At 37.3% G+C, this 11,527-nt stretch carries 10 protein-coding genes and 1 riboswitch; of the genes, 8 read left to right on the forward strand and 2 right to left on the reverse strand.

Features of this window, described 5'->3' with window-relative positions; genetic code table 11:
* Positions 1–177 precede the first annotated feature (177 nt).
* The 7 genes from IHV10_RS07390 to IHV10_RS07420 all read left to right on the forward strand — a co-directional run bounded on the left by IHV10_RS07390 (position 178) and on the right by IHV10_RS07420 (position 8,145).
* Positions 178–894, forward strand: a complete 717-nt coding sequence (locus tag IHV10_RS07390) for a GDSL-type esterase/lipase family protein (RefSeq protein ID WP_197127965.1) — start codon at positions 178–180, stop codon at positions 892–894.
* A gap of 62 nt (positions 895–956) precedes the next feature.
* Positions 957–1,058, forward strand: a riboswitch (purine riboswitch).
* 135 nt (positions 1,059–1,193) lie between these two features.
* Positions 1,194–1,784, forward strand: coding sequence for a xanthine phosphoribosyltransferase (locus IHV10_RS07395; protein WP_197127966.1), 591 nt, complete (start codon positions 1,194–1,196; stop codon positions 1,782–1,784).
* On the forward strand, positions 1,781–3,085 hold the full coding sequence (locus IHV10_RS07400) for a nucleobase:cation symporter-2 family protein (protein ID WP_197127967.1): 1,305 nt from the start codon (positions 1,781–1,783) through the stop codon (positions 3,083–3,085). Before IHV10_RS07395 ends, IHV10_RS07400 begins: the two co-directional genes overlap by 4 nt.
* 576 nt (positions 3,086–3,661) lie before the next feature.
* Positions 3,662–5,659 carry a bifunctional 2',3'-cyclic-nucleotide 2'-phosphodiesterase/3'-nucleotidase gene (locus tag IHV10_RS07405; protein ID WP_370629647.1) on the forward strand — a complete coding sequence of 666 codons (1,998 nt, stop codon included), beginning with the start codon at positions 3,662–3,664 and terminating at the stop codon, positions 5,657–5,659.
* Positions 5,660–5,826: 167 nt separating this feature from the next.
* Positions 5,827–6,252, forward strand: coding sequence for a VOC family protein (locus tag IHV10_RS07410; RefSeq protein ID WP_197127968.1), 426 nt, complete (start codon positions 5,827–5,829; stop codon positions 6,250–6,252).
* 224 nt (positions 6,253–6,476) lie between these two features.
* Complete coding sequence (locus IHV10_RS07415) at positions 6,477–7,862, forward strand: aldehyde dehydrogenase (protein ID WP_197128242.1); 1,386 nt, start codon at positions 6,477–6,479, stop codon at positions 7,860–7,862.
* Between the two features lie 142 nt (positions 7,863–8,004).
* Positions 8,005–8,145 (forward strand): hypothetical protein, encoded by a 141-nt coding sequence (locus IHV10_RS07420; protein ID WP_197128256.1) that lies wholly within the window; start codon positions 8,005–8,007, stop codon positions 8,143–8,145.
* Positions 8,146–8,469: 324 nt separating this feature from the next.
* Here IHV10_RS07420 and IHV10_RS07425 read toward each other — a convergent pair whose 3' ends face one another.
* Positions 8,470–9,114 carry a hypothetical protein gene (locus IHV10_RS07425; protein WP_197127969.1) on the reverse strand — a complete coding sequence of 215 codons (645 nt, stop codon included), beginning with the start codon at positions 9,112–9,114 and terminating at the stop codon, positions 8,470–8,472.
* Positions 9,115–9,277: 163 nt separating this feature from the next.
* Here IHV10_RS07425 and IHV10_RS07430 point away from each other — a divergent pair, with 163 nt between their 5' ends.
* Positions 9,278–10,540 carry a YeeE/YedE family protein gene (locus tag IHV10_RS07430; protein WP_197127970.1) on the forward strand — a complete coding sequence of 421 codons (1,263 nt, stop codon included), beginning with the start codon at positions 9,278–9,280 and terminating at the stop codon, positions 10,538–10,540.
* 44 nt (positions 10,541–10,584) lie between these two features.
* Here IHV10_RS07430 and IHV10_RS07435 read toward each other — a convergent pair whose 3' ends face one another.
* Positions 10,585–11,391: a serine hydrolase gene (locus IHV10_RS07435; RefSeq protein ID WP_197127971.1), complete on the reverse strand. Its 807-nt coding sequence runs from the start codon at positions 11,389–11,391 to the stop codon at positions 10,585–10,587.
* Between the last annotated feature and the right edge of the window lie 136 nt (positions 11,392–11,527).

Below are 11,527 nucleotides of genomic sequence, written 5' to 3' on the forward strand. Positions count from 1 at the left end.
ACTTAGACAACATGAACTATTTATGTTGTCTTTTTTTAGTCCATTTTGCAAGAGGTGTGTACCTGTTTTGTTTAAAAGTTGATCAAAACAGGTATGAATACCAATAATGCCAAAGGTCTAAAGAAATCCCCCCTGATACATACTTAGAATAAACAACTAGAAGTCGGAGGTTGAAACATGAAGAAAATATCATTGATTATAGCAGCGTGTATGATTGTCGTGTTAGGCGTTGCTTTTGGCGTATACTCCTTTAACTCAAAAGAAATGGAAGTAACAGCTCTTGGAGATTCACTCGCTTACGGATTAGGTGATACAAAGGATAATGGGTATATAGGAGATGTAGAAGAGCGGTATGAAGAAGATTTAAACAAACACCTCGTTGTACATGACTTTGGAGTTCCAAATGATACCAGCACAGATTTACTTAAGCGGCTGAATAATCCTGAGATAGCAAAAACGGCTAAAAGCTCAGATGTGATTTTTATAAATATAGGCACGAATGATTTTTTGAAAAGTACGGATTTATTGACCAAATTTAACAAAGAAGAGCTAGCAGCCAACGAGGAAATCTACAAAGAAAATTTGAACCAAATCATTCAAAATGTACAAAATCAAGAGTACCCGAAGACCATTTATATATTAGGTATCTATAACCCTAAAGCTGAATGGAGTGATATGTCTGTCGTTAACGAAGCCGTATCAAATTGGAATCAATCCACAATAGAAGTTACGAAGAAAAATAAAAATACCGCTTATATACGCACTGATGACCTTTTTATCGACAAAAATAAACGTGATTATTTCTCTGACAAACTTCATCCTAACGAAAAAGGCTATGCGTTAATCGGAAAAAGAGTTTATGAAACCATCCGACAAAGTACTGATTATAAATAAGTCACTTCATTTAAGTAAAGTCACATAAAGAGGTTTTCATTTTCAGACCTTTATCGTATAATGTGAGTTAACTTCATAAAGCTCGTATAATCGCAGGGATATGGCCTGCAAGTTTCTACCAAGCCCCCGTTAAGGGTTTGACTACGAGTGACGCAAACTTTCCATGCATTTTGTATTTCAAGATGTATTGGGCTATTTATGTGTTCCGATTTTGTTATACCGGAGAATTGCTTCACTCGATCAGAGAGAAGGAGTTCTCCGGTTTTTTTGTATTTAATAAAAAAGTATGAGGTGGGAAAATGAATTTTTTAGAAAAGAAAATTTGTGATGAAGGTATTGTTTTATCCTCGTCCGTTTTAAAAGTAGACTCGTTTTTGAATCATCAGATCGATCCTGAACTCATGGTTCAAATTGGTAATGAATTAGCGGATCGTTTTATCAGTGAAGGAATAACAAAAATAGTAACGATCGAATCGTCCGGTATAGCACCTGCCGTTTTCGCAGGATTAAAACTTTCCGTTCCTGTTGTTTTTGCTCGTAAAAAGAAATCGTTAACCTTAACAGAAGGACTATTAACTTCAAGTGTTTATTCTTTCACAAAACAAGAGCAGAACGAGATTTCCGTTGCAAAGAAATTTATCCAACCAGGTGACAACGTGCTGATCATCGATGACTTTTTAGCACACGGTGAAGCAGCTCTTGGTCTGGCAGACCTTGTTAACCAAGCAGATGCTACAATAGCCGGTTTTGGGATCGTGATTGAAAAATCGTTTCAAGTCGGTCGTCAAAAACTTGAGGAAAAAGGATATCGTGTTGAATCGATCGCAAGAGTTAAAGAAATGAACACAAATGGGATAACGTTCATCCAATCTGAGGTGATGTCTTCATGAAGAAGGGTAAAGTGGTTTCTCTAGGTATACAACACGTTCTAGCAATGTATGCAGGAGCGGTTATCGTACCACTAATCGTAGGAAGTGCTTTAAAATTATCTCCTGAACAACTAGCTTATTTAGTTGCCATCGATCTACTAACATGTGGATTAGCTACTCTTATACAAGTTTGGCAGAATCGTTTCTTTGGAGTAGGTCTTCCTGTTGTTTTAGGCTGTACGTTTACAGCTGTAGGGCCAATGATCGCGATTGGTGGACAGTATGGGATGAGTGCCATTTATGGTTCTATTATTGCGGCAGGATTGTTCGTTGTTATTTTTGCTGGAGCGTTCGGAAAAATTCTTAAGCTGTTTCCTCCAATCGTTACCGGAACCGTAGTTACGATAATTGGAATAACTTTAATCCCAGTCGCGATCAAAGACATGGCGGGTGGAGCGGGAAGCGAAAACTTTGGCTCACCACAAAACTTAATTCTTTCTTTTGGCGTTTTAGCATTCATCCTTCTTTTATATCGTTTTTCTAAAGGTTTCATTCGATCCGTATCTATTCTATTAGGTCTAATTGCCGGAACTGTTGCTTCATCATTTCTCGGTTTAGTGAATTTCACACCAGTCATGGACGCCTCATGGGTTCATATGCCAAAACCCTTTTATTTTGGAGTTCCAACCTTTGAAATTGGTGCGATCATCACAATGATTTTAGTTGCAATCGTAAGTTTGATTGAGTCTACAGGGGTGTTTATGGCTTTAGGTAAGATATGTGATAGAGATTTAACACCGAAAGACTTAACAAAAGGATATCGAGGGGAAGGGCTTGCTATTATATTAGGTGGAATCTTTAATGCCTTTCCTTATACGACATATTCACAGAACGTCGGACTTGTTCAGTTATCTGGCGTTAAAGCAAAGCAGGTTATCTATGTTGCAGGAGGTATGTTAATCTTCCTTGGTTTGATGCCAAAAGTTGCTGCACTTACAACATTAATTCCAACAGCCGTAATGGGCGGAGCGATGGTTGCCATGTTTGGGATGGTGTTTGCTTCAGGTATTAAAATGCTCAGTGAAGTAAACCTTGCCAAACAAGAAAATCTTCTCATTATTGCTTGTTCCGTAGGTATGGGATTAGGCGTAACGGTTGAACCTGAACTTTTCAAAAGTCTTCCTGAGAGTATTCAGATTCTCACAGAAAATGGAATCGTAGCTGGGAGTTTGATGGCTGTTACATTAAATCTTTTATTTAATACCAAGTCTAAAAAAGTGATCGTTTCTCACGTGCAAAAAAGCCAGAAGGAAGCGGTATAAACGAAGAAGCGGCTATGATCCTCACTGAAACCAGTGGATGATAGCCGCTTCTTATGTTTGATGTGGTCTAATTTTTCCTTTTTCGATTTTGTTCTCTTCGATGTCATCAAATTATACATCTCGGGATGTGCAAAAGCACTTCTTTCCAGAATAGGATTTCGTTTTCCTTCACGAACACTTCTTTCTCTTATTTTCTTTGCTTTTGATTTTGCCATTTTCTTCATTCCTTTCAATTCACTCAATGGAAGTTAATGGATGATACAAGATTACTATACTATATTTATACGATGAAAAGATACACGTTGTGTAGAAATGCACAGAATCTTGAAAAAACAAGCTAGTATTATCAGAAAAGGAAGATTATAATCTTCCTTGGGACCAAAATGTTAGGATTTTCGGATAATTCATGTAAGTTGCTTTGAAATAGCTTTTGTTTTTCGCCTCATCCACAGTTGATTGAAGTGGAAGATGCTTCTAAAGGCACGTAGCTAAAGGAGGCATATATTCGAAGTAACAGATGATCCTCCTTGATCTGACCAGTTAGTCTCAATCATATGAAATAAAGGGGTTATTGTTGTGAATAAAAATGTTAAGAAAGTAGCTTCACTTACTTTAGCTATCAGTCTATTAAGTTCACCTTTAGCTGGCCAAGCCATCGCTAAAATGCCAGCAAAACACAAAAGTAAAGTTAACCTCAGAATCATGGAAACAACAGATATTCATACAAACCTACTTAACTTCGATTATTACAAAAATGCAGCATCTGAAAACGTTGGTTTAGCAAAGACAGCTACACTTGTTAAGACAGCTCGAGAAGATTTAAAGTACAGTCAGAACAGTGTGTTAGTCGATAATGGAGACCTCATTCAAGGTACACCACTCGGCACATATAAAGCAAAGATCGCTCCATTAAAAGACGGGGAAGTTCATCCAGCAATCGCAGCTATGAATCTAATGGATTATGATATGGCAACACTCGGTAACCATGAGTTCAATTACGGCCTCGACTTTTTAGCAGAAACGTACGATGATGCTAACTTTCCTTTTGTAAACGCTAACGTGTACGTGGATGATCATGATAATAATCCTAAAAATGATGTAAACAAATACTCACCATACAAAATTGTAAAGAAATTCGTTAGAGATGAATACGGCAGACCGAAGCTTTTGAAAATTGGTTATATTGGTTTCGTGCCACCGCAGATTAACGAATGGGATAAATCACACCTTGATGGGAAAGTAATTACGAAGAATATCATTGAAAGTGCAGAAAAGTTTATCCCGCAGATGAAGAAAAAAGGTGCAGATATTATCATCGCACAAGCTCACTCTGGCTTTAACGGAAGTGAAGCGAACACAGAAGATGTTATCTATTCCCTCAGCAAAGTAAAAGGGATCAGTGCCATCACATTCTCACATACACATAAAATATTCCCAGCAGCTGATGAGAAATCATTAGATGCGTTGTTTAAAGATGCTAAGGGCAATATTCTTCCTGGGATTGATAATGCGAAAGGTACGATTAACGGTGTGCCAGCTGTACAAGCAGGCTATGGCGGAGGATCACTTGGTCTGATCGACTTAACCCTTCAACAAGATCGTGGAAGATGGAAAGTCGTTTCTTCTCAGTCTTCAGTTAGAAGTGCAGCTACCGTTAAACCAGACGAAAAAGTGGTGAAGACTGTAAAAAATGTACATGATGCAACGATCAAGTACGTAAACACACCAATCGGTTCAACGACAGACGATATTCATAGCTTCTTTGCACTTGTTCAAGATGACCCATCTGTTCAAGTCGTAACGAATGCTCAGAAATGGTACGTAGAAAAATACATCTCGTTAAACAAACCAGAATACAAAGATCTTCCTATTCTTTCCGTTGGAGCACCATTTAAAGCAGGAAGAAATGGCGTTAGTGAATTTACTGAGATTCAAAAAGGACCACTAACGATTCGCAGTGCAGGTGACCTCTACCTGTATGACAACACGTTAAAAGCACTTAAAGTAAAAGGATCTGTTGTAAAAGAGTGGTTAGAAATGTCCGCTGGTAAATTTAAGACGATCGATCCTAACAAAACAGAAGCACAAGAACTCTTAGATGCAGGTTTCCCTGTTTATAACTTTGATGTAATCGACGGCGTTAATTATCAAGTCGATGTAACAAAAGCTCCTAAGTATGATAAAAACGGAGCAGTGATTAACGCCAACAGCAATCGTATCGTGAATCTATCGTACGATGGAAAAGCAGTCGATCCTAACCAAGATTTTATTGTAGTAACTAACAATTACAGAGCGGGTGGCGGCGGAAACTTTCCAGGTGTAAAAGGCAGCGAATATGTAGTTGACTCTGCTGATGAGAATCGTCAGATCTTAATGGATTACATCACAGAGATGAAAGAGATCACGCCAACTGCGGACAACAACTGGTCGATCGCTCCGATTAGTGGTAATGCTAACGTAACGTTCCTATCATCACCGAACGGTCAAAAATATACAAGTGAGACAGGCAAGATTCAATACACGAACAAAACAGACGCAAACGGATTTGGAATCTATAGTATTGATTTAAAATAAAGAAGAGGAAAGAGAGCCTAAATGGTTCTCTTTTTTATATGGAAAAGAAGGTGTAAATCAGTTTTAGTAGAAATATAAAAATTGTAGCAAAGATAAATAAAGTTTGATACAATAAAAACGAACAAATGTTCTTGTGTCGAAAAAATGAGACGATGAGGTGCTAAAAAATGATTGTAGCAGTGAATCCTTATGTAGTAACAAATGGAAACGGAAAAGAAGCAGTAGAGTTTTATGTAGACGCTTTTAACGCAGAGCTTATCTCACTTCAAACATTCGGAGAGATGCCAGAAGATCCTAATCATCCACTTCCAGAAGAAGCAAAGGACCGCGTAATGAACGCTCAATTTAAAGTAGGCGATACTGTTATGATGCTTTCTGATAATTTTCCAGGGATGCCTTATAACATTGGAAATCAAGTAACCATCGCGATTCAAATCGATTCAGTGGATTCTTCGAAACAAGTTTTTGAGAAACTCTCTAAAGAGGGTAAAGTGACAATGCCTTTACAAGAAACATTCTGGAGCCCATCGTATGGCCAAGTAACAGATAAATATGGTGTAGAGTGGCAAGTTTCTGCCGTTCCTCAAGACTAAATACAAATTAAGCAGACCCTTTCTTTTACATGGAGAGGGTCTTTTTGTTTAGTTCTCTTTTTTAAAGGTTATTTTAGTAATGTATCATTATAATAAATGAGCAAGTCAAAATGATTGACTACCTATCATAAACATATTATAGTGATTTCACTAATACATGTTCATAAGTTTAAACACTTAATTTTATGTTGTAGGAGGCGTAAAGCTTGAATCAGCCAAACACGATGAAAGATAGCACAAAGGAATCAATTGATAAACTTGTACTTGCTCAAAGAACTTACTTTCGAAGCGGCGTAACTCGATCATATGATTTCCGTATGAAAGCTTTAAACAACCTTTCAAAGCTTGTTAGAAACAACGAAGCGAAGATTCTTCATGCATTAAAGACAGATTTAAATAAATCTGAAGCAGAAGCCTATACAACGGAGATCGGCTTTTTATTAGAAGAGATTCGTCACACTCAAAAACATCTCAAAAAGTGGATGGAACCTAAAAAAGTAAAAACAGCAAAAACCCATATTGGCTCAAAAGGGTATACCATCGCCGAACCTTATGGCGTCACATTAATCATCGCACCCTGGAACTATCCATTCCAACTGCAACTTGCTCCATTAATCGGTACTATCGCAGCTGGTAATACGGCTATTTTAAAACCATCCGAACTTACGCCACAAACGTCAAAACTATTGGATGAATTGATCAAAGAATACTATCATCCTGACTTTATTGCAGTCGTAGAAGGCGGAGTTGAAACCAATCAGATCTTGCTCGATCAACCATTGGATTATATATTCTTCACAGGCAGCGTACCAGTAGGTAAAATTGTGATGGAAGCGGCTAGTAAGAGACTTATACCTATCACATTAGAACTAGGTGGCAAGAGCCCTTGTATTGTAGATGAAACAGCAGACCTTAAGCTTGCTGCGAAGCGAATAGCGTTCGGTAAGTTCACGAACGCTGGACAAACATGTATAGCACCAGACTATATCTATCTACACAAAAACATACGTCAACCATTCATTGAGACATTTAAAGAAGTAATCAAAGAATTTTACGGAGAAAACCCACTGCAAAACGAAGCATTCGGTAAGATCGTAAATGATCGTCATTTTAATCGTTTAAAAGGTTACTTATCAGAAGGAGAAATACTTTTCGGTGGTCGATACGATGAAATCAGTGAAAAGATCGAACCAACTTTAATAGCACCATCTGACACTTCATCACCTGTTATGACTGATGAAATCTTTGGACCCATCTTTCCAGTCATGGAATATGAAAACATCGATGAAGTGATTGAATTTGTTGTAGAACGCCCAAAACCACTCGCACTATACCTTTTTACGATTAACAAAGATACTGAAGAAAAAGTAGTGAGTAACATCTCATTTGGTGGTGGATCGATCAACGATACATTGATGCACATCGCCACACCATATCTGCCGTTTGGTGGAGTAGGAGAGAGCGGGATTGGAAGTTATCATGGTGAGTCCAGTTTCGTTGCGTTTTCTCATAACAAAAGTGTGCTCAATCAAACGAATAAATTCGACTTTAGTTTTCGATATCCGAACGCTAAACTCGGCTTGAAAATCATTAAAAAGTTAATGAAATAAAGCTTATTTCTAGACGCTATCATTTGAGATAGCGTCTTTTTGTGTGCAAAAGTGCCAAAAACCCGACTAGAGAACAAGTGTTCGTTTTGATAAAAGTAAGTGAATAAAGAAGTAGATTGGTTTGCGAAAAAAGATGTGCACCATGAGTATTACGAATGAAGATTACTTCAAAACATGGTCAGCATCTATGGCATATGTATTAGGTTTTTTTGCAGCAGATGGTTGTTTGCCAAAAGGTTTGCAATTGGTAAGTTTTTCACAAAAAGATCCTAAAATCCGATGAAGAGTTTCAACTGAAATTCAATTCTGTATGTAATGAAAAGAAAATTTAGTTAAGAAAACACCAATCGCAACTTTTGGATTGGTGTTTGTATTTTGAAAGACACATAACAAGAGGAAAGTGTTCATTTAAATAATCAATAGTAAGTTAATTATTTTTAACTAGTTAACGTAATATCTATTCTCGGCAACTATGTAAAACATAATGAAACATGTCTCAAAAGCAAAGATTACTTAAGATAGTGAGACAAAAACGAAAAAATTTCAGATGTTAAGCTATGTAAATTGCTACATCTTAAAATCAACTTCTAGACGCAGCAAAATTTTATTATCTTTTTCTATACTGCGAATTACTCTGACCACCAAATAAACTACTTTTCTTACATTGATGAATGCTTGATTCGATACAACAGTTCGATGACTCTTCTCTAAACCCTTCAATGGTTGGTGTCGGTGTAATAAACAATGATGCTGTATTGATTGTAATCGTCCCTGCAGAAATTAGCGGTGTAATTGATCGTAAGATGATTGAAACTGATTCACCTGGCATCAATCTCACATTTAGCCCTAACTCCAAATTTGTATTCGCTGAAAATCCTGCTGGTGAAGCGGCTGGAAAGAATTGAGTTGACGTTGAATCTGCAATTACCCTCCCTGTGCTCGTAACAAGTTCAAATAAAAGTGTATTTGCCACTCCAGTTGTAGTTGTAACTGTGGAACTAATTAAATATGCTATGTCATAGACACCGCCTGTTGTAGTTTGTAAACCTGAAGCTACACCGTTTCTCAAAAATTCAATACCAGTAGTCGTTACTGCATCATCAAGTGTTATTAGTATTGGAAAAGTTGTAGTCGTTGTTGTTAACGGTTGGAAAGATATTTCTTTTACTGCGATTCCAGTACCAAGTCCTGCTCTATTCAAATCATCGCATGAAAAACAGTCATTATGAAAGTGATTTCTTCTTTTAGCCATTTTGCAGTCTCCCTTCATCCCTATTCATATTATTTAATGAAAGATCTCACTTTTTCGATATGGACAATAGTGGAATAAATCGAAATAACTTTTCATATTTATGGATTCATAGTATAATGCTTTAAATCCGACATAACTCATTGGATTTGGAGGTTTTATAGTTATGGAACAAAATGAGACTTATCTTTCATCAAATAAACAACGAGCATTTCAACCTACCACTGTTGTAGCGAAATTACAGCCTATGCAAAGGACTTATGTATTTTTTGGAATCCTTGCAGCAATGATTTTGCTTTTATTTACAGTTCAAGTTGCGAACTGGACACAAGGTAGCCTTTTTATAATTGGGTTAGCGCTTGGTGGAGCTTTGCTATATGCACGATTCGGCTTTACTTCAGCATTTCGTAGATTGGTATCAGTCGGCAACGTTCAAGGACTTCAAGCACATATGCTGATGCTTGCCGTTGCAACCACATTATTTGCAATCATTTTAAGTACTGGTTTTAGTTTTACTGGGACAGATCCTAAAGGATACGTTTCACCTGTTGGTGTAAGTGTAATCTTTGGTGCCTTTTTGTTTGGTGTTGGTATGCAGCTTGGAAATGGCTGTGCATCTGGTACGCTTTATTCATTAGGCGGTGGCTCCTCATCAATGGTTTTGACTCTACTTTCCTTTATTGCAGGCTCATTATTGGGAGCTTATCATTTTACATTTTGGATGGAAGAAACACCATCATTTAAGCCGATTTCCCTTGCAGAAACAACTGGTTTTGGATACTTTGGTGCTTGGATACTTCAGATGGCACTATTTGCATTGATCTATTGGATTACAATATTAATCTCTAAAAAGAAAAATCCTCCAATGATGAAGCCTCTTCCTACTACTGTTGGTTGGAAAAAGATTCTTCGTGGATCTTGGCCGTTGTTTACTGCTGCAATTGTTCTTGCTTTACTTAATGCTTTAGTATTAACGATCAGAGGAAATCCTTGGGGTATTACATCAGCATTTGCACTATGGGGTGGCAAGTTCTTAATGGAAACTGGCGTGGATGTTTCCAGCTGGGGTTATTTTGCTGGACCTAATGGCGAAGCTCTTACTAAGAGTGTTCTCTCTGATTCTACGAGTGTTCTTAATTTCGGTATCATGCTAGGCGCGTTTATCTCGGCGTCATTTCAAGGAACTTTTAAGCCTGGAAAAATCAAGCCAGGAGTAGCAGGTGCTTCTATTGTTGGTGGTCTATTAATGGGATATGGCGCAAGATTAGCTTTCGGTTGCAATATTGGGGCATACTTTGGTGGCATTGCCTCATTTAGTCTTCATGGCTGGGTCTGGGCTGTAATGGCGATGTTCGGCACCTTTTTAGCACTGTTTATTAGACCTTTATTCGGATTGAAGAATCCTAAATCTACAGATTCAATCTGTTAATATAGAAAAAGCTAATGGATTACAAGCATCCATTAGCTTTTTTCTTATCTTGAAACCTCGAATAGTAGTTTTCCGATTTTCCCCATAATCCGCTTAGATTCAGTTCGGTTTGGAACGTTTCTACTCAATATAGAAATTGCGTATGTATGACCTGGAAAATAGAATAATCCTACATTATGTTCCACCCCTGATACATAGCCTGTCTTGTGAGCTGCTTCCCAATTCGGAATCATTCCAATTGCACCTTCTTCATTGGGAAGTAAACTCGGAAGTAAATCATTCATCTTCTGTTGTTTAAGAATCTTGATCATCCTGTCACATGCATTCATGGAAACAACTCTACCTGATGCTAAATGGATTAAAAACTGATTTATTTCATTCGGTGTTATAATGTTGAATTCACCAGGTTTTCTGTCGGGTGAAATTTGCAGCTTGTGATTCAGTTGGCTCGTTCTGAATCCCCATCGTGTCATATGTGATGCTATGTTTTCTATACCTACTAAATCAATCAAGACATTTGTTGCAGTATTATCACTTTCAATAACCATTAGCACAAGTAGATCATAAATTGTCCATTCCATACCTGCAGATAAATGCTTCAAAATACCATCGCCAGGTACAAAGTCTTCTTCATGAATTTGAATTTTATCCTTTAAACGGCACTTTCCTTCATATGCGTGTGCAAAAACAGCAGCCATGATAGGAACCTTTATAATACTAGCAGCATAGAAGGATTCATTTTCTTGAAAAGCAAAACTCTCTTTTGTTTTAAGATCATACAAAGAACAACCATACATCCCTTTGCCAGAAGATAATAATTCAGATAACGACTGTTCGATTTGATTTATCATACCCGCTTCCCCGCTTTCTTCAACACGCGTTCTTTTAATTTGTACCTATATGAATTTTTAAAAAAAGTCTCATTTACAAAATTCAGAATCAAAAATAGACTGAGAGCGTTACGAGTTCAATGTTATGTTAATAAAA

The sequence above is a fragment of the Fictibacillus sp. 5RED26 genome (genome assembly GCF_015903895.1).
Lineage (GTDB): Bacteria > Bacillota > Bacilli > Bacillales > Fictibacillaceae > Fictibacillus > Fictibacillus phosphorivorans.